Below are 26,081 nucleotides of genomic sequence, written 5' to 3'. Positions count from 1 at the left end.
GAACCGCCCGCGCAGTGGCGTCCGGAGTGCAGCGGTACGGCCCCGGCGGGCCGGCGGGCGCCGCAGGCGGTCAGTCCACCAGCCGCGCCATCTCGCGCACGGTGGGGCAGGGCCAGCGCAGCATGCAGCAGCGGCACCGCTGCGCCGGAGTCACCCTGCCGCTGCTGAGGGCGCCCGCATCGCGCGGGCGGTGGGAGTCCAGCAGGGCGAGGCAGAAGTCGGCGAAGGAGATGATCTCCTCGCGGGCGTTGGCGTAGAAGGCGATGTCGTTGATCCGCATCAGCGCGTTCTCGCCGGCTTGCGCCGGAAGCCCCACGGTGTCGGGGCCCCACGGCACCGCTTTGGCCGCGCGCTCGCGGATCCCCTCGACGTAGATGCGCAGCCGCTCGTGGTCGTCGAGCTGGCCGGTCGTGGACGCGAAGATGTCCGAGAGCGACATGCGGCCTCCCCCTGCGGCGCCGGCGCCGCCCGCGCGCGATGCGCCGCGGCCGTCGGCGGTGTTACCCCGAACGTGGATTGTCGCAGGTTACCGAGCGTGATGTCGGCTGGACGCGCCGTTTCGTTCCGTGTTCGCGTATCGCCGACCGGAGGGATCTGGGGTCCGGCCCCGCACGGTCGGCCGGGCGCGCCGCTCGGAGACCGCGCGCCCGCCGGCTCCGGCGCGGGCGCGGAACCGGCGGCACGGGGCGGTCAGCCGCAGCTGCCGCCGCAGTTGCACGGACCGCCGCTCTGGCAGCCGCAGGTGCAGCCGGAACCGCAGCTGCAGCCGGCCGGGGCGGGCGGATTGGGGGCGGACTCGGGCATGGTGCCTCCTCGGAGCGGGTCGCCGGATGCCCACATGGGCGGCATTGCATTTCGACACGTGCCCGCTGCACGGCACGGCCAACCGGTCCCCGGGGTTCGACCGGTGTTGCCTCCGCGGCGCCGGGCCCCGCCGCTCCGGCTTCGCGATCGGCGCGGCGCCGGGCGGGCGCTTTGGGCGGGCCCGCGTGCCCGCCCGCTCCCGGATCAGGCGAAGAACCCCGGCCCCGGCGCGGGTCGGCGCACCATCCGGTACAGCCAGACCTGGCCGAGCACCATGAACGGGGCGACGGGCGCCATGGCCGACCAGAACAGCACGCTTACGCCGTCCGGAACCGGGGCGACGGGCAGGTTCACCGCCGCCGCGACGAGCACCGGAACCGCCGCCAGGGCCGCCGCCGAGGTGTGCCGCGACAGCCGCGGCCCCCACAGCCCCGAGGTCGCGGCGAGCAGCCCCAGCAGCACGAGCGCGACCGCCGCGGCGGCCAGCGGGCGGTCCGGCGCCGCGCCGCCGGGCAGCAGCGACGCGCCCGCTGCGAGGAGACCCGCGGCGAGCGCGGCCCGTGCCAGAGGGCGCGTGGCCCGGGCGGCGGTGTCGGCCGCGACAGCGGTGTCGGCGGTTCCCTCACCGCCCGCCGGGAACGCACCACCGGTTGCGCCGGTTCCGCCGAGGCCGGTCTCCGCCGAGCGGCCTGCCACCTTCGGCGCTGCGGCCCCGCCCGCGGCGAGCACACCGACGGAGCCGGCACCGGCGGGCCCGGCCGCCGCCGCGCGAGCGGGCTCCCGCCCGCCCGCCTCTCCCGCACCCGCGGCGGGCACCAGCCGCTCGGCGCCGAACGCCGCACCGCGCAGGGCGAACAGCGCGGCCGCGGTCAGCGCGCAGGCGATCGCGAACGGGGTCAGCACCGCGCCGCCGCCCAGCAGCCCGCCCACGATCAGCCCCCAGCTCAGCGCCAGCGTCCAGCTTCCGCCGACGATCCCCATGTCGCAGACCGCCCGCCCCGCCCTCGCGCGCATGCGGCCGCGCATCCACAGCCCCGCGTCGCGGAACAGCCAGCCGCCCAGCAGCGCCACGAACACCGGCCACATGCCGGTGATCACGGCGGCCTTCAGCTCGGGGAGCAGGCCCATGGCCACACCGACCGCGCCGAGCAGCCATACCTCGCTGCCCAGGAAGTAGGGCGCCATGGCCGAGACCGCGCGCCGCCGCTCGGTTCCGGTGCGGGCCGCATAGGGCATCAGCATGCCCAGCCCGATGTCGCATCCGGCGAGCACCAGATACCCCGCCACCAGTCCGGCGAGGAGGACAACGGCAAGGATTTCCACGGCGTGCTCCAATGGGCGAGAAGGATCGGTCGGCGAATGCCGCGGGTCAGAACGTGTGCACCGGCGGGTCCTCCGCGACCCCGCCGGGTTCCGTGCCGCCGGTGCGCGCGGGCGCCAGCGGACCGCCTTCGGGGCCGAGCCGGGCGAAGCGCACCAGCAGCACGTAGGTCACCGTCGCCAGTACCGCGAAGGCGAGGGTGAACAGCGAGAACGAGACCGCGGCCATCGCCGGCGTCATGTCGGTCATCGCGTCGGCGGTGGTCAGCAGGTCCTCCACCGCCCAGGGCTGGCGCTGCGTCTCGCGCACCAGCCATCCGCCGACGCTGGCCCCGAACGGCAGGAACGGCAGCAGCACGAGCGGCCACAGCACGCCCCGCCAGCGGTCCAGGCGGCGCAGCAGCCACACGACCAGCAGCACCGGCGCGATCAGGAACATCAGCGCCCAGGACCCCATCATCAGCGCGTCGCCCAGGCCGCCGAACACGCCGGGCGCGCGGCCGCCGGCCTCGATCTCGGCGATCTCCGCGGGGCCGTAGGTCAGTCCGCTGGCGGGCGGAGTGCGGTCGTAAAGAATGAACTGCATGCTTCCGATCGCGGCCGTGGGCAGCAGCGCCAGCGAGAACACGGCGGTGCCCCAGCGGACGCCGCGGCGGAACATCCGGTCGGGGTCGTGGCGCCGGGCCAGGTGGTAGGCGCTGACGGCGATGACCACCGACGAGCCCACCAGAAGTGCACTGACGCAGACGTGGCCGAACGCCATGAGCGTCGACGGGTTCGCCATCAGCGCCGCCGGGTCGGCGACGTGCGCCACGCCGTCCTCCATCCGCAGGCCCACCGGGTAGCGCAGGAACCCGTTGGCCACCAGCACCCAGTAGGCCGACAGGTAGGCCGTCGCCGTCACGACCGCGAAGCAGGCCAGGTGCGCCCAGCGGCTCATCCGGTCCCAGCCGAAGATCCACAGGCCCAGGAAGGTCGACTCGACGAAGAAGGCGCCCATCGTCTCGACGGCCAGCGGAGCGCCGAAGGCGTAGCCGAACATGTCGCTCAGCCCGCTCCAGTTCAGCGCCAGCTGCAGCTCCATGACCAGCCCGGAGAGCACGCCCATGGCGTAGTTGACGACGTAGAGGCCGCCCCAGAAGCGCACGGCCCGCATCCGCGCGTCGTCGCGGCGCACAGTGGCGCCGAGCTGGCCGAACAGAATGAACGGAGCCAGCCCGAGGGTCAGGGCGACGAAGAGGTAGTGGACGCCGGCGGTGAGCGCGAACTGCACGCGTGCCAGCAGGAGCGGGTCGTCGAACATGGCGGTGGCGCCTCACGGGTCCGGTGGAGGATGACGTCGCCGATCATGGCCGCGCGGCACCGCGCCGCACATCGTCCACCGGGAGGCATCCCCGCTACTCCGGCCGGGGCGGCCGGAAGGGGCCGGCTACCGCTCCGGGCGTAAGGGGGTTCCCGCAGAAAGCGTCGGGGGTCCCCGAGGGGCAGCGGAAGCGAGCCGCATCGGCCGCCCGTCGGGGCCGTCAGTCCATCCAGCCGGGCGCCACCAGCGAACTCTCGTACGCGAGGACGACGAGCTGCGCGCGGTCGCGGACCCGCAGCTTCACCATGGTCCTGCTGACGTGGGTCTTCGCGGTGGCGGGGCTGACGACGAGGCGTTCGGCGATCTCCTCGTTGGAGAGCCCGGCGGCCACCAGCACCAGCACCTCGCGTTCGCGCTCGGTCAGCTCCGCCAGCCGCGCCGAGGGTTCGGGGCGCTTGGGCCGCCCGGCGTAGTCGGCGATCAGGCGCCGCGTCACCGCCGGCGACAGCAGCGCGTCGCCGCGCGCCACCACACGCACACCCTGCAGCAGGTCCTCGGGCTCGGTGTCCTTGACCAGGAACCCGCTGGCACCCGTGCGCAGCGCCTCGAAGATGTACTCGTCCAGGTCGAAGGTGGTCAGGATGACGATCCGCACCGACTCCAGCGCGGGGTCGGCGAGTATCCGCCGGGTCGCCGCCAGGCCGTCGAGCACCGGCATCCGGATGTCCATGAGGACCACATCGGGGCGCTCGGCCGCGGCCAGCCGCACGGCCTCCCGGCCGTCGGCGGCCTCGGCCACCACGGAGACGTCCTCGGCGCTGTCCAGCAGCGCGCGGAACCCGGCGCGCACCAGCGCCTGGTCGTCGGCCAGCAGAACCCTGATCACCCGCGCCGCTCCCTTCGCACCCGGTCCCCGCGGCCGCCGTCATCGCCGTTCGCGGCCGAATCCGCCGCCTCGGCCGTGGCCCCGGCCGGGGCGCCGGCGTGTGCGGTGGCGGGCAGCCGGGCCCGCACGGCGAATCCTCCGCCCGGACACGGCCCCACCGCAACGTCCCCGCCCAGGGCGGCGACCCGCTCGCGTATCCCCGTGATGCCGTTGCCGGAGGTGAAGCCGTCCGCCGAGGCGGCGCCGTCGTCGCGGACCAGCACCCGCACATCGTCGTCGCCGCAGTCCACCTCGACCGTGACGGCGGCGGCCCCGGAGTGGCGCACCGCGTTGGTCAGCGCCTCCTGCACGATGCGGTAGGCCGCGGCCTCGGCGCCCGCAGCGCCCGGTGGCGGGGCGCCGCCCCTGCGCACCACGCGCACCTCCAGTCCGGCACCGCGGGCGCCGTCGGCCAGTTCCTCGATGCGTTCCAGACCCGGCGCCGGAGCGCGCGGCGCCTGCTCGTCGACGGACCGCAGCACGTTCAGCGTCGCGCGCAGCTCCCGCAGGGTGTCCTTGCTGGTCCTCTTGATCGTGGCCAGCGCCTCCGCCGCCCGCTCGGGCTGGGAATCCATCAGGTAGAGCGCCGTGCCCGCCTGCACGTTGATCAGCGAGATGTTGTGCGCGACGGCGTCGTGCACCTCGCGGGCCAGCCGCACCCGCTCCTCCGAGGCGCGGCGCAGGAGGACCTCCTCCCGGCCGCGCGCGGCCTCGTCGGCGCGGTCGCGCTCCAGCGTCCGGTTCTCCCGTCGCCGGCGCACCACCTCGCCGGCGATCAGCACGACCAGCACCATCTCCAGCACGGCCACCGCCGAGTCCAGGCGCGGCGAGCCGAAGACGACCGCCTCCCAGACGTGGATGACCAGGAACTGGGCCAGGCCCAGAGTCCAGGCCTGCCATCGGTATCCGTCGGCGGCCAGCCCGAACAGGGCGACGACTCCGGCCAGCCCGACGGCGCCGTCGGGAAAGCCCAGCGGGTAGTAGACGGTGGACGCCGCGACGGCCACCAGCGCGACGGGCACGGGAAAGCGGCTGCGCCACGCCAGCGCGGCGACCGCGGCGACCATCAGCGCCATGCCCCACGGCATCACCGCCCGCCACACGTCCGCGGTGCCGGAGGCCCCCTGGACGACCGTGAGCGAACCGATGACCACGACGGCCGCGACGGCGGCCGTCAGCGCATCGCCGCGCAGGGGCATGAGTCCAGACAGCACCCTTCGACGTTACGCTCCGGACTGCCCGCGTCCCGTCCTCCGCGGGAAGGTTCCGCGGGCGCGCGGCTACTCCGCCGGGAGTACACGGCGGCACCGCGCTGTCCGCGCCGTCCGCGCCGTCCGCGCGGTCACGCCGCCTTCCGCCTCCGGCGCCGCCTGCGCCGGTCCCGCACACCGGCGGCGTAGTCGGTGGCCATCGACGCGGCCAGGAGCACGCCGCCGACCGCGCCGATCGCCGTCATCTCCTCGCCCAGCAGGGCCATCGACAGCAGCGCCGCCGTCAGCGGCTCGGCGAGCGTGCCGACCGCGGCCCCGGCGTCGGAGGCGCGGCTCACGCCGCCGAAGTAGGCGAGGTAGGCGAACACCGTGGGGACCAGGCCCAGGTACACCAGCAGGGCCGCCGGCGCGGGCTCCAACGGGACCGCCATGCCCGCGGCCAGACCGGCGGGCAGCAGGAGCACGCCGCCGATCAGCAGCCCCAGGCCCGCGTTGGACAGGGGGTCCAGTCCGGCCACCGGCGACCGGTTGAGCAGCGTCATCACCGCGAACGTCAGCCCGGCGCCGAGCGCCAGGGCCATGCCCAGCGCGATCTCGCCTGCGCCGGCGGCGGTCGCGGGGAACCCGATCAGCAGGGCCAGTCCCGCCACGGCGAGCAGCACCGACAACGCCAGCCGGGCCTGCGGCGCGCGCCGTGCGGCCAGGCAGATCCCGGCGGCGACGAACACCGGCACGCTGCCGATCTTGACCAGGGTCGCCAGGCCGACGGGCAGCTGCGTCAGCGAGGCGAAGTAGCAGCACTGGAAGACCGCGTGCAGCAGCCCGTTGACCAGCAGGCGCACCACCACCCCGCGAGTGCGCGGCAGCCGCCGCAGCCGCCCGGCCAGCGCGAGGCACCCGCCGATCACCGCCCCCGCGAACAGCAGCCGGTAGCAGGCGACGGCGAGCACCGTCACCCCGGCGGCCTGCAGGCTCTGGCCCGCCGGCCCGCTGGTGCCCCACAGCAGCCCGGCGGCCGCCAGCAGGGCGAATCCGCGGCGCGTGCCTTCGGCGCGGTCGGAGCCGCCCGCGGGCGGCGGGGCCGGAGGAAGCGCGCCGGCAGCGGCGGCGCGGGCGAAAGGGAGAGCGGGATCGGACACGGTCGGCGCTCCGGAGTCGACAGCGGTCGGGGGACCCGTCGGCGGGGCCGCGGCGCAGACCCGTGCGCATTCGGGCACGCCCGTGCGGCGGCGCGCCCGGTGCCGCCCCGCGGCGCGGCCCTCGGTCAGCTCCAGAGCGGGGGAGCGGCGAAGAGCCGTGTTCCACACAGCATGGCGGTGAGGCTAGCGCACCGCACCCGGTCACCGGATCACCGGGCCATCGGCGGCGCGGACGGCCGCCCGCGGATGCGATACTTCCGACGACGCCGTTCGCGGCCGTCGCGGACCGCGGCCCCGCCCCGACCGCACCCCGCAGGCGCCCTGCCCCCGGCCCACGGCCGCGACGGGCGCCCGGGCGGCGGACAGACGCCGGCCCGCCGACCGCAGCCAGTCAGGAGCGACCGAAACCGCGATGAACGCCCCCTACAACCCCCACGGGCAGCCGGCGCCGCCCGACGCGCACAGCCGGCTGCTGGCCGAGCCGTTCGCCGCAGCACAGCCCCACCTGCGGATCGTCCTGACCGGCGACCCCTCGGGCCTGGGCACCGACAAGCTCGCGTACTCGGTCAACCCGCGCCTGACCGCGCTGCTGTGCTACCGGACCAACCCGCAGACCTACGAGGCCGCCGTGCTGGACGTCCGGCACGCGCGCGCATGGGGGGTCGGCAAGCAGGACCTGTGGTTCGCGGCCATGCGCAACCTTGCCTACGAGCCCTACGACCTGCAGACCTTCAACACCAGTGCCGACACCCCGGTGCACGTGGTCCACGGGATCGGCTGGCCGGGATCCTCGCATGTGATGCGGCTGGTCGACGTCGCCCAGGAGCCCATGCCCTACGGCGCGGTGGTCATGCTGCCCTCGCCCAACACCATGCTCTACGCGGTCTTGCGCAGCAAGCGCTCGGCCTCGCTGATCCCGTTCCTCTACCAGACGTTCCAGAGCCTGGTGCAGGACGGCGACCCGGTGACCGACCAGATCATCTGGTGGCGCAACGGCCGCGTCACCGGCATGGCGACCCAGCCCGACGCCGACGGCGGTGTCGGCATCCGCCAGACCCCGGAGTTCTCCTTCCTGCTGGACCACGAACTGCCCGACTGACCGGCGGGCGGGGCTCAGCGCGCGAACACGTCGTCGGGCGGGGCGGGGGAGTCGGTCGCGTCGGCGTCGCCGACCGCCTTGGCGCCGGCGACGAACCGCTCCAGGGTCGCGCCCTCCAGCAGTGCGGCCATGTCGGGGTCGCGGTGGGCGCGCCGGGCCAGCTCGGCGGTGGGCAGCGGGCTCTGGGAGCCCAGCAGCACGAAGTTGCCGAACCGGCGGCCGCGCAGCACCCCGGGGGCGGCGATCAGCGCGGTGTGGGCGAAGACGGCGGCGAGCGTGGCCGCCTGGGCGCGCACGTGGCGCAGCCGGCGGCCGTCGCCCACGTTGGCCGCGCACAGGCCGCCCGCGTCCAGCACCCTGTCGACCTCGGCGAAGAACTCCGCCGAGGTCAGGGCCGCCGGAGTCCGCGCGCCGGTGAAGACGTCGCACACGACCAGGTCGGCGCTGCCGCTGCGCCGCTGCGCCAGCCACTCCCGCGCGTCGCCGGTGGCCACCCGCAGGTCGGCGCGGCGGTCCCAGGGCAGCGACCCGCGCACCAGCTCGATCAGCCGCGGGTTGTCGTCCACGGCCCGCTGGCGCGATCCGGGCCGGGTGGTCGCCACGTAGCGGGCCAGCGTCAGCGCGCCGGCGCCCAGGTGCAGTGTCCGGACCGGGGCGCCGCCGGGAAATGCCAGGTCGATCGCGTGACCGATCCGCTGGACGTACTCGAAGTCCAGGTAGGTGGGGTCGGCCAGGTCCACGTGCGACTGCGGGGTCCCGTCGACCAGCAGCAGCCAGGAGTCGGCGCGGTCGGCGTCGCGCATCAGCTCGACCTCGGGCCGCCGCGTCTGTGCCCCGTTCCCGTGCGCCATGTGCCGACCCCGCCTGTTCGCGTCTCGCCGCCGATTCCCGGCCGCATCCCAAGGTAACGGGCGCCGCGGTGCGGCACGGAGCCCGCGGCCGCCCCCGAGGCCCCGAAGCGCTCACCGCCGGGCGTATGCCCGCACCCGCCGTGGGCGCTAGCCTGGAACTCCTCTCACCTACCGCCCGCGGCGGGCGAGGCGCGCTGTTGCGGAGCCGCCCCCGTACCCGGGTGCGGTCGGACGGCGCGCGACCCGCGGCCCGCCCGCACGGAGCCGGAGCGGGCGGCTGAGGCGACCGGACCTGGCCGGACCTAGTGACACCGATTTGAGGAGTGGCCGTGCTGCGGATGTCGACCCTGTTCCTGCGCACCCTGCGCGAGGACCCGGCGGACGCCGAGGTGCCGAGCCACCGGCTGATGGTGCGCGGAGGCTACGTCCGCCGCGCCGCGCCCGGCATCTACTCCTGGATGCCGCTGGGCAAGATCGTGCTGGACAACGTCGCGGCGGTGATCCGCGAGGAGATGGGCCGCATCGGCGGCCAGGAGATGCTGCTGCCCACGCTGCTGCCCAGCGAGTACTACGAGGCCACCGGCCGCTGGACCGAGTACGGCGACGCCCTGTTCCGGCTGCGCGACCGCAAGGGCGGCGACTACGCCCTCACCCCCACCCACGAGGAGCTGTTCACCTCGCTGGTGAAGGGCGAGTACACCTCCTACAAGGACTTCCCCGTGATCCTGTACCAGGTCCAGGAGAAGTTCCGCGACGAGGCCCGCCCGCGCGCCGGCGTACTGCGCGGGCGCGAGTTCCACATGAAGGACTCCTACTCCTTCGACCTCGACGACGAGGGCCTGCAGCACTCCTACGACCTGCACCGCCGGGCCTACATCCGCATCTTCGACCGGCTGGGGCTGCGCTACGTCGCGGTCTCGGCCCAGTCCGGCGCCATGGGCGGCTCCGCCTCGGAGGAGTTCCTGGCCGAGACCCCCACCGGCGAGGACACCTTCGTCCGCAGTACCGCCTCCGACTACGCCGCCAACGTCGAGGCCGTGAGCACCCCCGCGCCGCCCGCCGCGTCCGTTGAGGGCCTGCCGGAGGCGCAGGTGCACCACACCCCCGACACCCCCACCATCGAGACGCTGGTGGGCTTCTTCAACGCCGCGGGGCTCGGACGCACCTTCACCGCCGCCGACACGCTGAAGAACGTGCTGGTCAAGACGCGCGCTCCCGGCGCCGACGACTGGGAGGTCCTGGGCATCGGGGTGCCGGGCGACCGCGATGTCGACATGAAGCGCCTGGAGGCCGCCCTGCACCCGGCCGAGGTGCAGCTCCTGGACGACGCCGACTTCGCGGCCCACCCCTTCCTGGTCAAGGGCTACGTGGGCCCCAACGGGCTGCTCGCCAACAAGCTGCGCTACCTCGTCGACCCGCGCGTCGTCGAGGGCACCTCCTGGCTCACCGGCGCCGACAAGGCCGACCACCACGTGCTGGACCTGGTGTGCGGGCGCGACTTCGTGCCCGACGGCACGATCGAGGCGGCCGAGGTCCGCGAGGGCGACCCCTCGCCCGACGGCCGCGGCACGCTCTACTCCGCCCGCGGAATCGAGATCGGCCACATCTTCCAGCTCGGCCGCAAGTACACCGACGCCTTCGAGTTGGACGCGCTGGGCGCCGACGGCAAGCCCAAGCGCGTCACCATGGGCTCCTACGGCATCGGCGTCTCGCGCGTGGTCGCCGCCGTCGTCGAGCAGTCGCACGACGACAAGGGCATCGTGTGGCCGCGCGAGATCGCACCCGCCGACGTGCACGTGGTGGGCACCGGCAAGGGCGAGCAGATCGAGGTCGCCCTGCGCCTGGCCGAGGAGCTGGAGCAGCGCGGCGTGCGGGTGCTCGTCGACGACCGCAAGGGGGTGTCCCCGGGCGTGAAGTTCACCGACGCCGAGCTGCTGGGCGTGCCCACCAGCCTGATCGTGGGCAAGGGCCTGGCCGAGGGCAGACTGGAGCTGCGCGACCGCGCCTCCGGCGAGCGTGCGGAGATCGCGCTGGAGGGGGCCGCGGAGCGCGTCGCCTCGGCCGTCGCGGCGGGCTGACCCCCGCCGAACGCGCACGGGTGTGCTTGACGGGTCCGTCTGTAGCGGGCGGCGCACTCGGGTGCGCCCCGCGCCCGAGGCGCGGGGGCCGTTGTTCCGGCGCGGGGCGCTGCGGCAGGAGGCGGTGCCGCTCTCACGCGGCCGGGGAAGGAACCGGGGCGGGGCGCCTGTCGACTGAGGAGAACGCGGCGGGAGCGGTGCCGGGGCGCCGCGCAGGAGGACAGCGACCCGTCAGACGCGCCCCGACGCGCACCGCCGCCTCAGCTTCCGGCTTGGGACGGCGGTGTGCCCTGCACGAAGCCCGGGAACACCGGCAGCCGGGTCCCCCACTCCATCCCGCGCAGCGTGGTGTCCTGCAGTGAGCGCAGCGCGAGGCCGCGCACCGCCGCCGCGGGCGCGGCCGCCAGTTCGAGGTAGGCCTGCGCCGCCTGGCGCTCGACCCGCTGGGCGTAGGCGTCCAGGTCGGAGTCGCGGTCGCTTTCGGGCAGCTCGTAGGCGGGCCGGCCCGGGTCGGGCGTGGCGCCGCGCTCGTTCAGCTCCACCCGCAGGGTGTCGCGCTGGGCCCGGTGCGCCTCCAGGTGCTCGTAGCACCGTTCGCGCTGCCGGCCGCCGGACCGGGCGCCGATGTAGGTGTAGGCGTACACGGCGGCGTGCTCGGCGTGCAGTGCCGCCTGGAGGGCGGGAACGGTGCCGAACTCGCCGTTCTCGGGACTCGCGGACAATCAGGCCTCCGAGAGCAGTCGGGCGTGGCCGGTCTCGCAGGCGCCGATGGACGCGACGAGCTGCGCCAGACCGGAGTCGGACAGGCGGGCGAGCTGGCGGGCGCGCGAGGCCGCCGCGCTCTGCTCGGCCACCCGCAGCCCCGACACCGGCACCGGTTCGTCGCCCACGGGAGCGGGACCGGGGCCGGGGCTCTTCTCGGTCTCCGGGGCCTCCGGTTCGCGGCCCGGCCGCTCGGGCAGCCGCTCGCGCAGCGCGGCCAGGTGGTCGCGGTGGTGTCCCAGCACCCGCTCCAGCAGGTCGACCGGGCCGTCGCCCGCGGAGACACCGGCCTCATAGCGCGCGATGAGCCTGCGCTTCTCGGTTATCACCGCGCGCAGTACGTACTCGTCGGGGCTGATCTCGCTCGGGTACCACCGGGGCCCCTGGCAGCCGCTCAGCGCCGCCGCGGCGATCCCCGCCAGCGCGCCGGCGACGACCGTACGGCGGCTGACGGCGCCGTAGTCGTTGCCCACCTTCCCTCCTCACCAGGAAGATCCCCGGACGTGCCGGGGTGAGACCGTTCGCCGTGCCAGCGGGGTGCCGCACACTGCCGGCGGCCGCGCCGGGCCGTCCGGCAGCGGTTGCCGGCGACATCCCGGACACCGGGGTGCGGATCGGTCCCCCATCCTTCCATGACCGGCGCTGTGGGTGCGCGCAGGCGCACGGGTGCAGGCGGCCCGCCGCGGGGCCGGGGGCCCGAACGGAGGCGCCGAGCCGGGCGGGCGCCCGTATCCGGACGCCTCACGCTCCGGCGGCCGCGCCTGCGCCGGGCGCCCCGGACGACCGATCGCGCGCCGGTGCCGCCGCGCATCGCGGCGTCCGGCGAGGACTCTGCGCTGACAAGGAGGGTTGTTCGGGCATGGGCAACCGCCGACAGTGGATACCCTTGACATCACACGACGTCGCCGCGACGTGCGGTGGACGACCGCTATAGCTGGACCGCCCCGGACATCCGTCCGCGGGCGGAATTCGCCGAGGAGGATCACCGATGGGCGCGCAGGCTCGCCACGACCGTCTCGCCGAGCTGGTCGAGCCGGTCCTGGCCGAAGTCGGCCTGGAACTGGAGGCGATCGAGGTCACCCCGGCGGGCAAGCGGCGGCTGCTGCGGGTCGTCGTCGACTCCGACGACGGCGTCGACCTCGACGCCGTGGGCGAGGTGAGCCAGGAGATCTCCGCGGCGCTCGACGGGTCCGACGCCATGGGCAAGGCGCCCTACGTGCTCGAGGTGACCTCGCCGGGTGTCGACCGCCCGCTTACCCTGCCCCGCCACTGGCGGCGTGCGCGCGGCCGCCTCGTGCGGGCCGCGACCGCCGACGGCGGCCAGGTGGAAGGGCGCGTGACCGGCGCCGACGATTCCGGTGTCACCCTGGAGGTCGACGGTCAGAACCGCTCCTATGGCTATTCTGACCTGGGGCGCGGCAAGGTCCAGGTGGAATTCCGCCGCGGATCCGACGTGGACGCGGCGGACTAGAGGGGGAGCCCCGTGGATATCGATATGAGTGTCCTACGCAGCCTTGAGCGCGAGAAGGACATCTCGGTTGACCTCGTCGTCAAGGCGATCGAGGACGCTCTGCTGATCGCCTACCACCGCCAGGAGGGAACCGAGTCCTCCGCGCGCGTCGAACTGGACCGCACGAGCGGGCACGTGACCGTATGGGCGGCCGAGACCGACGAGGGCGGCGCCGTCCTGCGCGAGTACGACGCCACGCCCACCGGGTTCGGCCGCATCGCGACCTCGACCGCCAAGCAGGTCATCCTGCAGCGCCTGCGCGACGCCGAGGACGAGCTCACGCTGGGCGAGTTCGCCGGGCGCGAGTACGAGATCGTCTCAGGCCTGATCCAGCAGGGCAAGGATCCCCGCAACGTGCTGGTGGACCTGGGCAGGGTCGAGGCGATCCTGCCGCCCCAGGAGCAGGTGCCGGGCGAGGACTACGGCCACGGCGAGCGCCTGCGCGCCTACGTGGTCCAGGTCCGCAAGGGCCACCGCGGCCCCTCGGTCACGCTCTCGCGCACCCATCCCAACCTGGTGCGCAAGCTCTTCGAGCTGGAGGTGCCCGAGATCGCCGACGGCACCGTCGAGATCTCGGCCATCGCCCGCGAGGCCGGCCACCGCACCAAGATGGCGGTGCGCTCCAACAAGTCGGGAGTCAACGCCAAGGGCGCCTGCATCGGCCCGCTGGGCAGCCGTGTCCGCAACGTCATGGCCGAGCTCAACGGCGAGAAGATCGACATCATCGACCACGCCGACGACCCCGCGGTCTTCGTGGGCAATGCGCTCTCGCCCGCGCGCGTCAGCCACGTCGAGGTGCTCGACGAAGCCGAGAAGGTGGCCCGCGTCACCGTTCCCGACTACCAGCAGTCGCTGGCGATCGGCAAAGAGGGGCAGAACGCCCGCCTCGCCGCCCGGCTGACCGGTTGGCGCATCGACATCCGGTCCGACGCGGACCCCGGCGACCCCGACGAGACGTCCATCGACGCCTCGCCCGACGACGACCCCGGAAGGCCCACCGGGCACGCAGATGCGCCGACGCGCTAGACTGGGGAGCCGCGGCCGATCCCGTCCCGTACGCACGTGCGTCGGGTGCAGGTCGCGGGCAGCTCAGTCCGACCTGATGCGGCTGGTGGCCTCTTCCGGGGCCGCGGTGCCGGACCCTCCCGGGCGTATGCCCGGTCGGGGTGCGTATCTGCACGCGGATCCCGGTTGCTGGGAGTCGGCGAAGCGGCGGGGAGGCCTGGCGCGGGCGCTTCGGTCCGCGCAGGGCCTCGACACCTCGCGCGTCGACGCCCTGTTCGCCGCCGGTCCGCGCGTTGGCGACGCACCGGGATCCGGATAGGGTTGGAATGATCACGCCGCCCCAATGGTTGTAAAAACCGTACGGCGGCGGGTCTTGCCATGTCGGCATCTGCGACGTGGTCGACCCATTGTTGTGTAACGACGAGGAAGCGGGTCGAGATTGCGATGAGCGCTCGATGAGTACGCAGCGATGAGTACGTCAAGCTAGCGACGGTCCGGAACAAGCCCATGTCCCGGACCGAGTAGAGGAGAGCAGTGGCGAAGGTCCGGGTATACGAGCTCGCGAAGGAGTTCGGAGTCGAGAGCAAGGCCGTTCTGGCCAAGCTCAACGAAATGGGTGAGTTCGTTCGGTCGGCGTCATCGACCATCGAGGCGCCCGTCGTTCGTCGTCTCAAGGAAGCTTTCAACAACGGTTCCGGCGAGTCCCGCCCCCAGCAGTCCGGTGGCGGCGACCGCGCGAAGCCGCGTCCGCAGGCACCCGCGAACGGGGCCGAGGCAGGCGCCTCGCCCGCGCGCCCCGCGGCGCCCAAGCCGGGCCCCAAGCCCGGCCCGCGCCAGGAGCCTGAGCGCGGCGAGCAGGAGCCCGCGCGCGGCCAGTCCGAGCGCGCCGCCCAGGCACCGCAGTCCGGTCCGCGCTCCGGCGCGGGCGCCGGCTCCGGTCCGCCCAAGGGCGCCGCGCCCAAGCCTGGCCCCAAGCCCGGACCGCGTCCGGGCCAGTCCAAGTCCGAGAAGCCCGGCGGCGGCCGCCCCGAGCGGAGCGAGCGTTCCTCCTCCGACGGCGGCAAGGCCCCGCGCCCGGGTCCGCGTTCGACCGGGCCGCGCCCCGGCAACAACCCGTTCGCGTCGACGGCGACCGGCATGGGCTCCAAGCCCGCGCCGCGCCCGGGCCCGCGGCCCGGCCCGCAGCAGGGCGGCGGCCAGGGCGGCCAGAGCGGCGGTCAAAGCGGCGGCCAGGGCGGTGCCGGCACGCGTTCCGGCGGCGGTGACCGTGCGCCGCGTCCGGCCCCGCGCCCGGGTCCTCCCGGCGCCGGCGGTCCCCGGCCCAACCCGGCGAACGCCGGTCCCCGGCCGGGCGGTCCGCGGCCCAGCCCGATGAACATGCCCTCGTCCCGTCCGGCGCCCGCGGGCGGCGGACGCAGCGGCGGCGGTGGCGGCCGCCCCGGCGGCGGCGGTGGAGGCGGTCGCGGGCGCGGCGCTCCTGCCGGCACCGGCGCGGGTCCGCGCCCCGGTAGCGGTGGCGGCGGCGGTCGTCCCGGCGGCTTCGCCGGCCGTCCCGGCGGCGGTCGCGGCCGCGGCGGCGGTACGGCGGGCGCGTTCGGTCGTCCCGGCGGGCGTCCGGGTCGCCAGCGCAAGTCCAAGAAGCAGCGCCGCCAAGAGTTCAACGACATGCAGGCGCCGTCGTTCGGCGGCGTGAAGATCCCGAGCGGCAACGGGCAGACCATCCGCCTGTCGCGCGGGGCCTCGCTGGCCGACTTCGGCGACAAGGTCGAGGTCAACCCGGCGTCGCTGGTGCAGGTGCTGCTGCACCTGGGCGAGATGGTCACCGCCACGCAGTCCCTGCCGGACGAGACCCTGCAGCTGCTCGGCGACGAGCTGAAGTACAACGTCGAGGTCGTCAGCCCCGAGGACGAGGACCGCGAGCTCCTGGAGTCCTTCTCCATCGAGTTCGGCGAGGACGCCGGTACCGACGAGGACCTGCGTCCGCGTCCGCCGGTGGTCACCGTCATGGGCCACGTCGACCACGGCAAGACCAAGCTGCTGGACACCATCCGCAGCTCCAACGTGGTCGGCGGCGAGGCCGGGGGCATCACCCAGCACATCGGCGCCTACCAGGTCGGCACCGAGGTCGACGGCGAAGACCGCAAGATCACCTTCATCGACACCCCGGGCCACGAGGCGTTCACCGCCATGCGTGCCCGCGGTGCCCAGGCCACCGACATCGCGGTGCTGGTGGTGGCGGCCGACGACGGCGTGAAGCCGCAGACGGCCGAGGCCATCGACCACGCCAAGGCGGCCGAGGTCCCGATCGTGGTGGCGATCAACAAGATCGACGTCGAGGGCGCCGACCCGCAGCGGGTGCGCGCCCAGCTCACCGAGTACGGCGTGGTCGCCGAGGAGTTCGGCGGCGACGTGCAGTGCGTCGAGATCTCCGCCCTGCGGGGCGAGAACCTCAACTCGCTGCTTGAGGCGGTCGTGCTGACCTCCGACGCGGCGCTGGACCTGCGGGCCAACCCGGAGATGGAGGCCCAGGGGCTGGCGATCGAGGCCTACCTCGACCGCGGCCGCGGCTCCATGGCCACGGTGCTGGTGCAGCGGGGCACGCTCAACGTCGGCGACTCCATCGTCTGCGGCGACGCCTACGGGCGCGTCCGGGCCATGCTCGACGAGCACGGCATCAACGTGAAGAGCGCCGAGCCCTCGCGTCCGGTGCAGGTGCTGGGTCTGACCAACGTGCCCAGCGCCGGCGACAGCTTCCTGGTCGTCAAGGACGACCGGGTGGCCCGCCAGATCGCCCAGCAGCGCGAGGCCCGCGAGCGGTTCGCCCAGCAGAGCCGGTCGACCCGCAGGGTCACCATCGACACCTGGAAGGACGCGCTGGCCGAGGGCGAGCGCAACGAGCTGCTGCTGATCGTCAAGGGCGACATGTCCGGGTCGGTCGAGGCGCTCGAGGAGTCGCTGTCCAAGATCGACGTCGGCGGCGAGGAAGTCGACATCCGCGTCATCGGCCGCGGCGTCGGCGCGATCACGCAGAACGACATCAACCTGGCCGCGTCGGCCGGTGCGATCATCGTCGGGTTCAACGTCCGCCCGGAGGGCAAGAACAGCGAGCTCGCCGACCGCATGGGCGTCGACATCCGCTACTACTCGGTCATCTACCAGGCGATCGACGAGATCGAGGCGGCGGTCAAGGGGCTCCTCAAGCCCATCTACGAGGAGGTCCAGCTCGGCTCCGCCGAGATCCGCGAGGTCTTCAAGGTCCCGCGGGTCGGCAACATCGCCGGTTCGATCGTGCGCGGCGGCACCATCCGGCGCAACACGAAGGCGCGGCTCATCCGCGAGGGGATCGTCGTCTCTGAGAACCTCAACGTGGATTCGCTGCGGCGGTTCAAGGACGACGCCACCGAGGTCCGCGAGGGCTTCGAGTGCGGTATCGGCGTCGGCTACAACGACGTCCGCATCGGCGACACGATCGAGACCTACGAGATGCGCGAGAAGCCTCGCGACTGATCGGGGCCGCGGTCCTCCGCGGACCCCCGGCCGTCCGGCCGGGGGTCCGCGGGTCGGCGCCGCCCTTCTTCTTCCACGACCGGTCCGGCCGCTCCGTCATGCGGCCGCCACATGACATCTGAATCGCGATCCGCGGCGCGCGGCACACAGGGTGGGCGCATGTTCGTCGGGGCATTGACACTGGACATCCTGCTCGGAGACGTGCGTTCCCTGAAGCAGAAGCGCTCGGTGGTGCGGCCCATCGTGGCCGAGCTGCAGCGCGCGTGCTCCGCGTCGGTCGCCGAGACCGGCGACCAGGACCTCTACCGCAGGTCCGAGATCGGTGTGGCCGTCGTGGCCGCAACCGCAGCCCATTGCTCGCAGTTGCTGGACACATGCGAGCGGCTCGTCGCGGAGCGCCCCGAGGTCGAGCTGCTCTCCGCGAGGCAGCGGCTCTTCAGCCCAGAGGAAGACTAGAGAACGATGGTTGACGCCGCACGAGCGCGCAAACTCGCCGACCGCATTCAGCGGATCGTCGCGGAGATGCTGGAGCGCCGGGTCAAGGACCCGCGCCTGGGCTTCGTCACGGTGACGGACGCGCGGCTCACCAACGACCTGCGCGACGCCACGGTCTACTACACGGTGTTCGGCTCCGACGAGGAGAAAGCCGGCACCGCGGCGGCCCTGGAGAGCGCCAAGGGCATCATCCGCACCGAGGTCGGCCGCCAGACGGGCCTGCGGCACACGCCGAGCCTGACGTTCAAGAGCGACGATGTGCAGCGCAACGCCGAGCACATCGAGACGCTCCTGGCGCAGGCCCGCCTCTCCGACGCCGAGGTGGCCCAGGCCGCCTCCGCCGCCACGCCGGCGGGCGACCCCGACCCCTACAAGGAGCCGCGGCGGCCCGAAGACGACGAGGAGTAGATCCTCCGGCGCCGCGGCACCCGTGCCCGGCCCGCACACCTCCGCCGGCCGGCGCCGCACGCGCCCGGTCGGCGGAGGCGTCGGTTCCGGCGGGCCTCCCGCCCCCGGACGGAGCGCCTGCTCCGTCCGGCCGCCCCCGTCTCCCCGCGCGGAACGCGGGGCGACTCGTCCGGACAAGGAAACCCGACCCCCATGACCGACAGCGGCGTCGTGATCGTCGACAAGCCGGCCGACTGGACCTCCCACGATGTGGTCGCCCGCACCCGCCGACTGGCCGGAACCCGCAAGGTCGGCCACGCGGGCACGCTCGACCCCATGGCCACCGGCGTGCTCGTGCTCGGTATCGGCAAGGGCACCAAGCTGCTCGGGCACCTCACCCTCACCGAGAAGGCCTACACCGCGACGCTGCGCCTGGGGCTGACCACCAACACCGACGACGCCGAGGGCGAGGCGGGCACGCGCACCGACGCCTCCGCCGTGGCGGACGAGGCCGTGCTGGCCGGCGCCGCCGCGCTGACCGGGACCATCAGCCAGGTTCCGCCGCAGTTCAGCGCGATCAAGGTCGACGGCAGGCGCGCATACAAGTCCGCGCGCTCGGGCGAGGAGGTCGAACTGGCCTCCCGCGAGGTGACGGTCTCGGAGTTCGCGGTCGAGGACGTCCGGCGCGTCGACGGCCCCGACGGCGCGTTCGTCGACGTCGACGCCCGCGTCACCTGCTCCAGCGGGACCTACATCCGCGCGCTGGCGCGGGACCTGGGCGCCGCGCTGGGCGTGGGCGGCCACCTCATCGCCCTGCGCCGGACCCGCGTCGGCCCCTACGACATCTCCCAGGCCCGCACTCTGGAGCAGCTGGCCGAGGAGTTCACGGCCGTGCCGCTGGCGCAGGCGGTCGCGTCGGCGTTCCCCGTGCGGGTGCTCGACTCCGACGAGGTGCGCAGGATCGCCCACGGCAACCGGATCTCGCCCGGCGAGCAGGGCCCCGGCCCCGTCGGGCTGTTCGCACAGGACGGCACCGTCGTCGCGCTGGCCGAGGACCGCCCGGGCTACGCCAAGCCGATCGTGGTGTTCGAGGCGGCCTGAGCGCACCGCTCGGGGGACGGCGCAGGGACGCGAGCCGCGCCTCCACCGGGCGTCCGCGGCCCGTTCCGCCGACCCGCAGGCCCTGCCGCGCCGCGGCCTCGCTACGCCGCCCCCGTCCGCTCGGGCGGTACGGTTGAGCCGAGCGCGGCCGGGGGTACACGGCCGCGCGCGCCGCGCCCGGACCCGCGTGCCCGTGTGGGCCGGGACACGGCCGCCCGCGCGCGCAGAGCCCGCGCGGCCGTGCGAACCTGGGCAGCGGACGAGGCGACGCATCCGGAGGGGAGCTGTTGGACGTGCGGGCTTGGCACGGTCTGGAGGAGGTGCCCCGCGACTGGGGCCGTTCCGTCGTGACCATCGGCGTCTTCGACGGCGTGCACCGCGGGCACCAGGCCATCGTGCGCACCGCTGTGGAGCGCGCCGGCGAGCTGGGGCTGCCCGTCGTGGTGGTCACCTTCGAGCCCCACCCCGACGCCGTCGTGCGCGGCGGCGAGCCGCCCGCGGTGCTGACCCCCGAGCCGCGCAAGACCGAACTGCTGGCCGAGTGCGGGGCCGACGCGGTGTGCGTGCTGCCCTTCACCGCGGAGCTGTCCCGCCTGAGCGCCGACGACTTCGTGCGCCGGGTGCTGGTCGAGGGCCTGGGCGCGGCGGCCGTCGTCGTCGGTGAGGACTTCCGCTTCGGGCACCGCGCCGCAGGCACCGTCGAGACCCTGCGCGAGCTGGGGGAGAAGTACGACTTCGCGGCCGAGGGTCTGCCGCTGGTCGCCGGCGCCGACACCGTCACCTCCACGCGCATCCGCGCGACGCTGGAGGGCGGCGACGTCGAGGGCGCCCGACTGGAGCTGGGCCGACCGCACCGGGTCGAGGGCGTGGTCGTGCACGGCGCGGCGCGCGGCCGCGAGCTGCTGGGCTTTCCCACCGCCAACCTGGACCACCCCGCCGGCACCGCAGTGCCCGCCGACGGGGTCTACGCCGGGCGGATGCTGCTCCGCGACGCCGAGCCCGGTACCGACGCGGTGTGGCCCGCCGCGATCTCGGTGGGCACCAACCCGACCTTCGAAGGCGCGGCGCGCACGGTCGAGGGCTACGCGCTGGACCGCGACGACCTCGCCCTCTACGGGCGGCCCATGGCCATGGAGTTCACCCACCGCATCCGCGGCCAGCTGCGCTTCGACAGCGTGGACGAACTGATCGAGGCGATGGCGCGCGACGTCGACCGGGCGCGGGAGCTGGCGGCCGAGTCCTGAGGCCTCCCGGGGCGGCGGTGGAGCGGCGCGGCAAGGGCGCAGGCCGCGGCGCACGTCCGCGGGGGCGCGGCCGCATCGTGCCGGACCGCGCCGTGTCCCGGCGGCCCGCGCGGTGCTATAGACTGGCCGACGAAGGCCGCATACACCTGCCCGCATGTCGGGCCGAGCATCCGGATGCGGCGCCCGCCGGCTCGCCGCGGGAGTTTCCGGACCGCTGACGGTGACTGTTCGTACGCGTGGTCACCGGCCCGTGCTCGCTGCCGATCCGATCGAAGCGCGCCGGGGTCCCTGACGTCTGCGTACCGATTATCCGAGAAGGAGCGACGTGTCGATCGACGCCGCCACCAAGCAGAGGATCCTCGCCGACTTCGGCACGAAGGAAGGCGACACCGGCTCCCCCGATGTCCAGGTCGCACTGCTGACCCACCGCATCACGGAGCTGACCGAGCACCTCAAGACCCACAAGCAGGACCACCACAGCCGCCGCGGGCTGCTGCTGATGGTCGGCCGGCGCCGGCGCCTGCTGAAGTACATCCAGAAGCAGGACATCAACCGGTACCGCCAGCTGATCCAGCGGCTGGGGCTGCGCCGCTGACGACGCGGCGATAGGGGAGTGGCCGGGGCCACTCCCCTTCTTAGTAGTGTGGACCTATCGGCCTCGGCCCCGATCGGCGGGTATCGTCCCAAGTGGCGGCTCCCGCCGGGCGGGCCGACGCTACAACCGCACAGAAGACCGCACCGAGCCGACAAGGCTCGTGGCAGAGCGCTCCCGCGCTCCCCGCCTCGGCTGCCGTGTCGAGGCCGGTCCTCGGTAGTGGTCTGCGGCCTGTCCCAGGGCGAGCCGCAGGCTTCGATCGATGGCCGGCCGCCGCCGGTCCTGCTGCGCCGGCAGGCATCGAGCCGCCCGCGCCGCCGGGCGGCGGCGACTCTCGACAATCCTCCGGGGCTACGGGCGCGGGACGAGTCCGAACAGCCGTAACCCTGTATGAGGAGGACGCCCATGGAGGGCGCGTATTCCGCCGAAGCCGTGATCGACAACGGCACCTTCGGCTCCCGTACCATCCGCTTCGAGACCGGCCGCATGGCCCGCCAGGCCGCCGGTTCCGCAGTGGCCTACCTCGACGACGAGACCATGGTGCTCTCGGCCACCTCGGCCTCCAAGCGCCCGAAGGAGTCGCTGGACTTCTTCCCGCTGACGGTCGACGTCGAGGAGCGCATGTACGCCGCGGGGCGCATCCCCGGCTCGTTCTTCCGGCGCGAGGGGCGTCCGTCCGAGGACGCGATCCTGACCTGCCGGCTGATCGACCGCCCGCTGCGGCCGTCGTTCAAGCACGGCCTGCGCAACGAGATCCAGGTCGTCGAGACGATCATGTCGCTCGACCCCGAGCACCTCTACGACGTGGTCGCCATCAACGCCGCGTCGATGTCCACCCAGCTCGCCGGCCTGCCCTTCTCGGGCCCGATCGGCGGCGTGCGCGTGGCGCTGATCCGCGGCCAGTGGGTGGCCTTCCCCACCCACACCGAGCTGCAGGAGGCCACCTTCGACATGGTGGTGGCGGGCCGCGTCCTCGACGACGGCGACGTCGCGATCATGATGGTTGAGGCCGAGTCCACGGTGCGGACCCTGCAGCTCGTGGCCGACGGCGCGGTGGGCCCCAACGAGCAGACCGTCGCCGAGGGCCTTGAGGCCGCCAAGCCGTTCATCAAGGTGCTGTGCCGGGCCCAGCAGGCGCTGGCCGACCAGGCCGCCAAGGAGGTCGGCGAGTTCCAGATCTTCCTGGACTACGAGGACGACGTCTACGGCGCCGTCGAGACCGCGGTGCGCGACCAGCTCAGCGAGGCGCTGACCATCGCCGAGAAGCAGGACCGCGAGACGGAGCTGGACCGCGTCAAGGCTCTGGCCGCCGAGAAGCTCGGCGAGGACTTCGAGGGCCGCGAGAAGGAGATCGGCGCGGCGTTCCGCTCGCTGACCAAGCAGCTCATGCGCGAGCGCGTGCTGCGCGACAAGGTCCGCATCGACGGCCGCGGCCCCAAGGACATCCGCCAGCTCGGCGCCGAGGTCTCCGTGGTGCCGCGGGTGCACGGCTCGGCCCTGTTCGAGCGCGGCGAGACCCAGATCCTGGGTGTCACGACCCTGAACATGCTGCGCATGGAGCAGATGGTCGACACGCTCAACCCCGAGCGCACCAAGCGCTACATGCACAACTACAACTTCCCGCCCTACTCCACCGGCGAGACCGGCAGGGTGGGATCGCCCAAGCGCCGCGAGATCGGCCACGGCGCGCTCGCCGAGCGGGCGCTGCTTCCGGTGCTGCCCTCGCGTGAGGACTTCCCCTACGCGATCCGGCAGGTGTCGGAGGCGATCAGCTCCAACGGCTCCACCTCCATGGGGTCGGTCTGCGCCTCGACCATGTCGCTGATGCAGGCCGGCGTGCCGCTGAAGGAGATGGTCTCGGGCATCGCGATGGGCCTGATCAGCGAGGGCGACGAGTACGTCACGCTGACCGACATCCTCGGCGCCGAGGACGCCTTCGGCGACATGGACTTCAAGGTCGCCGGCACCCGCGAGCTGATCACCGCGCTGCAGCTGGACACCAAGCTCGACGGCATCCCCGCCTCGCAGCTGTCGCAGGCGCTGCAGCAGGCCCGCGGCGCGCGGCTGGCCATCCTGGAGGTCATGCAGGAGGCCATCACGCGTCCGGCCGAGATGAGCCCGTACGCGCCGCGCATCCTCACGGTCAAGGTCCCGGTCGACAAGATCGGCGAGGTCATCGGCCCCAAGGGCAAGATGATCAACTCGATCCAGGACGACACCGGGGCCGACATCACGATCGAGGACGACGGCACGATCTACATCGGCGCCACCGACGGCCCCTCGGCCGAGGCGGCGCGCGACACGATCAACAGCATCGCCAACCCGACCATGCCGGAGGTCGGCGACCGCTACCTGGGCACGGTCGTCAAGACCACGGCCTTCGGCGCGTTCGTCTCACTGCTGCCCGGCAAGGACGGCCTCCTGCACATCTCGCAGATCCGCAAGCTGCACGGCGGCAAGCGGATCGAGAACCTGGAGGACGTCGTCAGCATCGGCGAGAAGATCCAGGTCGAGATCCGCGAGATCGACGACCGCGGCAAGCTCTCGCTCGTGCCGGTCGAGGTCGTCGAGGCCGAGTCCGCCTCCGCCAACGGCTCCGAGCCCGCGGCCGAGGAGGAGGGCGACGACGACGCCGAGTCCGCCTCCGGCGGGGCGGGGACCCGACGCCGGCGCCGCACCCGCAGCGGCGGCGGCGAGAACACCTGATCAGCGCCTAGGATCGAGGGGGCGGTCGCACCTGGGGTGCGGCCGCCCCGCGTCGTCGGTGCCCCCGGCGGCGGCACACCACCGCATCCGGTTGCTCCCCGCCCGACCCACGCCACGTCCAGGAAGGCGACACTCGAGTATGACCTCTGCGCCCATCGCCGCCGAGCAGGACCCCGGCAGCACCGTCACCCTGCTGGAACCGGGCGACGGTTCCGGGCTGGTGCGGCGGACCGTCCTGCCCGGCGGACTCCGGGTCGTGACCGAGGCGATGCCCGGACTCCGCTCGGCGGCCTTCGGGATATCGGCCACCACCGGTTCGCGCGACGAGGACCCCCTCCACGCGGGCTCCGCCCACTTCCTGGAGCACCTGCTGTTCAAGGGCACCCGGCGGCGCGGCCCGATGGAGATCTCGGCGCTGCTCGACAGCGTGGGCGCCGACCACAACGCCTACACCACCAAGGAACACACCTGCTACTACGCGAAGGTGCTGGACCGCGACCTGCCGCTGGCGATCGACGTCGTGGGCGACATGGTGGCGGGCTCGGTGCTGGACGCCGGTGAGGTCGAGACCGAGCGCGGGGTGATCCTCGAAGAGATCGCGATGAACGAGGACGAGCCGGCCGACCTCATCGACGACGTCTTCGCCGAGCACGTCTACGCCGACTCCGCCCTGGGCCGGCCGATCCTGGGCACCAACGACTCCATCGCCTCCCTGACCCGCGACCGCATCTTCGAGCAGTACCGCTCCGCCTACGTGCCCGGCGAGCTGGTTGTGGCCGCCGCCGGGAACCTGGACCACGACGCGGTCGTCGCGCAGGTGCGCGAGCTGTTCGCTGAGCAGCGCGCCGCCGCCGGCGATGCGCGGCCCGCCCGGCCGCGCATCGGCGGCGAGCGGGTACCCGCCTACAACGGGACCCGGGCGGTCGCCCGCGACACCGAGCAGGCGCACCTGATCCTGGGACGCGAGGGCCTGCCGCGCACCGACGGGCGCTGGTACGCGCTGCGCGTGCTGGCCTCGGCGCTGGGCGGAGGCATGTCCTCCCGGCTGTTCCAGGAGGTGCGCGAGAAGCGCGGACTGGCCTACGCCGTTCAGGCCTTCCACAGCTCCTACGCCGACACCGGCCTCTTCCAGGTCTACGCGGGCTGCCTGCCCGACAAGATCGACGAGGTGCTGGGCGTGTGCCGCGAGGAGCTCGCGAAGGCGGCGGCGACCGGTATCGGCGGCGAGGAACTGGAGCGCGCCAAGGGCCAGATCAAGGGCTCATGGGTGCTGGGAGCCGAGGGCAGCAACGCCCGCATGGGGCGGCTGACAGTGCACGAGCTGGCCTACCCGCGGCACTTCTCGCTGGACGACGACCTCGCCCTGTTCGACGCGGTGACGGCCGAGGACGTCGCCGAGGTCGCCGCGGACGTCCTGGGCGGCCCGGAGGTGCTGGCGGTCATCGGCCCCTACGACCAGGGCCGCGTTTTCTAGGGCGCGCCTCTTTCGACGCGAAGGCGCCCGGCCGATCCGATCGGCCGGGCGCCTTCGTTCATGCGCAGTCCGCTGGCGTCAGCGGGGCTTCTTCTTGCTGTTCACCTGGATGCGGCTGGGGCCCTCGGCGTTGGCGGCGCCTGCGACGCGGATCGTCAGCAGTCCGTCGTCGAAGTCGGCCGAGACGTCGTCGTCGTCGGTCCCCTCCGGCAGGGTGATCTCCCGCCGGAAGTTGCCCAGGTAGCGCTCCGACGCGTAGTAGATGACATCGGTGTCGTCCCGCTTGCGCTCGCCGGCGATGGTGAGCTGTCCGTGCGAGAACGAGACATCGACGTCCTCGGACATGACGCCCGCCAGCTCGCACCGGATGAAGAGGTCCTCGCCGCGGGCGAAGATGTCGGTGGGCGGGCTCCATGCGTCGGAGAACCCGCGCGGCGTCGCCGTCGCCGAACTGGTCTCCAGGTTGGACATGGTGTCGGAGATGCGGTTCATCTCGCTCATCATGTCCAGGACGCCGCGGAACGGATTCGTCCTTCTCCTCTTAGTGGGCATGCTCATTCCTCAC

The 26,081-nt window shown here is 73.6% G+C and carries 23 protein-coding genes; 13 read left to right on the top strand and 10 right to left on the bottom strand.

Going from position 1 to position 26,081, the window contains the following annotated elements; all coding sequences use genetic code 11:
- Nucleotides 1–70: 70 nt before the first annotated feature.
- The 6 genes from ABD284_RS08990 to ABD284_RS08965 form a co-directional block, all read right to left on the bottom strand.
- Nucleotides 71–439, bottom strand: a complete 369-nt coding sequence (locus ABD284_RS08990) for a hypothetical protein (protein WP_344142155.1) — start codon at nucleotides 437–439, stop codon at nucleotides 71–73.
- A gap of 569 nt (nucleotides 440–1,008) precedes the next feature.
- Nucleotides 1,009–2,127, bottom strand: a complete 1,119-nt coding sequence (locus ABD284_RS08985) for a cytochrome d ubiquinol oxidase subunit II (RefSeq protein ID WP_344142154.1) — start codon at nucleotides 2,125–2,127, stop codon at nucleotides 1,009–1,011.
- Between the two features lie 46 nt (nucleotides 2,128–2,173).
- Complete coding sequence (locus ABD284_RS08980; RefSeq protein ID WP_344142153.1) at nucleotides 2,174–3,427, bottom strand: cytochrome ubiquinol oxidase subunit I; 1,254 nt, start codon at nucleotides 3,425–3,427, stop codon at nucleotides 2,174–2,176.
- A 220-nt stretch (nucleotides 3,428–3,647) separates the two neighbouring features.
- Nucleotides 3,648–4,313: a response regulator gene (locus tag ABD284_RS08975; protein WP_344142152.1), complete on the bottom strand. Its 666-nt coding sequence runs from the start codon at nucleotides 4,311–4,313 to the stop codon at nucleotides 3,648–3,650.
- Nucleotides 4,310–5,566, bottom strand: a complete 1,257-nt coding sequence (locus ABD284_RS08970; RefSeq protein ID WP_344142150.1) for a sensor histidine kinase — start codon at nucleotides 5,564–5,566, stop codon at nucleotides 4,310–4,312. Before ABD284_RS08970 ends, ABD284_RS08975 begins: the two co-directional genes overlap by 4 nt.
- Nucleotides 5,567–5,694: 128 nt before the next feature.
- Entirely contained in the window at nucleotides 5,695–6,702 is a 1,008-nt protein-coding gene (locus tag ABD284_RS08965; protein WP_344142149.1) for a DMT family transporter, read from the bottom strand.
- Nucleotides 6,703–7,114: 412 nt separating this feature from the next.
- Between ABD284_RS08965 and ABD284_RS08960 the strand changes: the two genes are divergently transcribed.
- The gene (locus tag ABD284_RS08960) at nucleotides 7,115–7,801 is read left to right on the top strand and encodes a hypothetical protein (RefSeq protein ID WP_344142148.1); all 687 of its coding nucleotides are present in this window, start codon (nucleotides 7,115–7,117) and stop codon (nucleotides 7,799–7,801) included.
- Between the two features lie 14 nt (nucleotides 7,802–7,815).
- Here the strand turns inward: ABD284_RS08960 and ABD284_RS08955 are convergent, their stop codons facing one another.
- Nucleotides 7,816–8,652, bottom strand: coding sequence for a spermidine synthase (locus tag ABD284_RS08955; protein WP_344142147.1), 837 nt, complete (start codon nucleotides 8,650–8,652; stop codon nucleotides 7,816–7,818).
- A gap of 338 nt (nucleotides 8,653–8,990) precedes the next feature.
- Here ABD284_RS08955 and ABD284_RS08950 point away from each other — a divergent pair, with 338 nt between their 5' ends.
- Nucleotides 8,991–10,730 carry a proline--tRNA ligase gene (locus tag ABD284_RS08950; protein ID WP_344142439.1) on the top strand — a complete coding sequence of 580 codons (1,740 nt, stop codon included), beginning with the start codon at nucleotides 8,991–8,993 and terminating at the stop codon, nucleotides 10,728–10,730.
- A 260-nt stretch (nucleotides 10,731–10,990) separates the two neighbouring features.
- Here the strand turns inward: ABD284_RS08950 and ABD284_RS08945 are convergent, their stop codons facing one another.
- Together ABD284_RS08945 and ABD284_RS08940 are read right to left on the bottom strand one after the other, a co-directional pair.
- Nucleotides 10,991–11,452: a ferritin-like domain-containing protein gene (locus ABD284_RS08945; protein ID WP_344142146.1), complete on the bottom strand. Its 462-nt coding sequence runs from the start codon at nucleotides 11,450–11,452 to the stop codon at nucleotides 10,991–10,993.
- Nucleotides 11,453–11,965 (bottom strand): ferritin-like domain-containing protein, encoded by a 513-nt coding sequence (locus tag ABD284_RS08940; protein ID WP_344142145.1) that lies wholly within the window; start codon nucleotides 11,963–11,965, stop codon nucleotides 11,453–11,455. It lies immediately after the preceding gene.
- Nucleotides 11,966–12,480: 515 nt separating this feature from the next.
- Here ABD284_RS08940 and rimP point away from each other — a divergent pair.
- The 11 genes from rimP to ABD284_RS08885 all read left to right on the top strand — a co-directional run bounded on the left by rimP (nucleotide 12,481) and on the right by ABD284_RS08885 (nucleotide 25,516).
- Nucleotides 12,481–12,963 (top strand): ribosome maturation factor RimP, encoded by a 483-nt coding sequence (rimP, locus tag ABD284_RS08935; protein WP_344142144.1) that lies wholly within the window; start codon nucleotides 12,481–12,483, stop codon nucleotides 12,961–12,963.
- Between the two features lie 24 nt (nucleotides 12,964–12,987).
- Nucleotides 12,988–14,028, top strand: a complete 1,041-nt coding sequence (gene nusA / locus ABD284_RS08930) for a transcription termination factor NusA (RefSeq protein WP_344142143.1) — start codon at nucleotides 12,988–12,990, stop codon at nucleotides 14,026–14,028.
- Nucleotides 14,012–14,326, top strand: coding sequence for a YlxR family protein (locus tag ABD284_RS08925; protein ID WP_344142142.1), 315 nt, complete (start codon nucleotides 14,012–14,014; stop codon nucleotides 14,324–14,326). The genes nusA and ABD284_RS08925 overlap by 17 nt, the downstream gene beginning before the upstream one ends.
- Nucleotides 14,327–14,541: 215 nt before the next feature.
- Entirely contained in the window at nucleotides 14,542–17,514 is a 2,973-nt protein-coding gene (gene infB, locus ABD284_RS08920) for a translation initiation factor IF-2 (protein ID WP_344142141.1), read from the top strand.
- 159 nt (nucleotides 17,515–17,673) lie between these two features.
- Nucleotides 17,674–17,970: a DUF503 domain-containing protein gene (locus tag ABD284_RS08915; protein ID WP_344142140.1), complete on the top strand. Its 297-nt coding sequence runs from the start codon at nucleotides 17,674–17,676 to the stop codon at nucleotides 17,968–17,970.
- 6 nt (nucleotides 17,971–17,976) lie between these two features.
- Nucleotides 17,977–18,417 (top strand): 30S ribosome-binding factor RbfA, encoded by a 441-nt coding sequence (rbfA, locus tag ABD284_RS08910; protein ID WP_344142139.1) that lies wholly within the window; start codon nucleotides 17,977–17,979, stop codon nucleotides 18,415–18,417.
- A 192-nt stretch (nucleotides 18,418–18,609) separates the two neighbouring features.
- Nucleotides 18,610–19,497 carry a tRNA pseudouridine(55) synthase TruB gene (truB, locus tag ABD284_RS08905; protein ID WP_344142138.1) on the top strand — a complete coding sequence of 296 codons (888 nt, stop codon included), beginning with the start codon at nucleotides 18,610–18,612 and terminating at the stop codon, nucleotides 19,495–19,497.
- A gap of 293 nt (nucleotides 19,498–19,790) precedes the next feature.
- Nucleotides 19,791–20,741, top strand: a complete 951-nt coding sequence (locus ABD284_RS08900; protein WP_344142137.1) for a bifunctional riboflavin kinase/FAD synthetase — start codon at nucleotides 19,791–19,793, stop codon at nucleotides 20,739–20,741.
- Between the two features lie 325 nt (nucleotides 20,742–21,066).
- Complete coding sequence (gene rpsO, locus ABD284_RS08895) at nucleotides 21,067–21,336, top strand: 30S ribosomal protein S15 (protein WP_311543892.1); 270 nt, start codon at nucleotides 21,067–21,069, stop codon at nucleotides 21,334–21,336.
- 405 nt (nucleotides 21,337–21,741) lie between these two features.
- Nucleotides 21,742–24,042 carry a polyribonucleotide nucleotidyltransferase gene (locus tag ABD284_RS08890; protein ID WP_344142136.1) on the top strand — a complete coding sequence of 767 codons (2,301 nt, stop codon included), beginning with the start codon at nucleotides 21,742–21,744 and terminating at the stop codon, nucleotides 24,040–24,042.
- A 139-nt stretch (nucleotides 24,043–24,181) separates the two neighbouring features.
- Nucleotides 24,182–25,516 (top strand): M16 family metallopeptidase, encoded by a 1,335-nt coding sequence (locus ABD284_RS08885; RefSeq protein ID WP_344142135.1) that lies wholly within the window; start codon nucleotides 24,182–24,184, stop codon nucleotides 25,514–25,516.
- A gap of 78 nt (nucleotides 25,517–25,594) precedes the next feature.
- Here the strand turns inward: ABD284_RS08885 and ABD284_RS08880 are convergent, their stop codons facing one another.
- Nucleotides 25,595–26,068 carry an Hsp20/alpha crystallin family protein gene (locus tag ABD284_RS08880; RefSeq protein ID WP_344142134.1) on the bottom strand — a complete coding sequence of 158 codons (474 nt, stop codon included), beginning with the start codon at nucleotides 26,066–26,068 and terminating at the stop codon, nucleotides 25,595–25,597.
- Nucleotides 26,069–26,081 lie beyond the last annotated feature (13 nt).

This window comes from Streptomonospora arabica, assembly GCF_039531585.1.
GTDB lineage: Bacteria > Actinomycetota > Actinomycetes > Streptosporangiales > Streptosporangiaceae > Streptomonospora > Streptomonospora halophila.
Note: the sequence above shows the minus strand (reverse complement) of the source record. Positions and strands in the feature narration are given on the sequence as shown.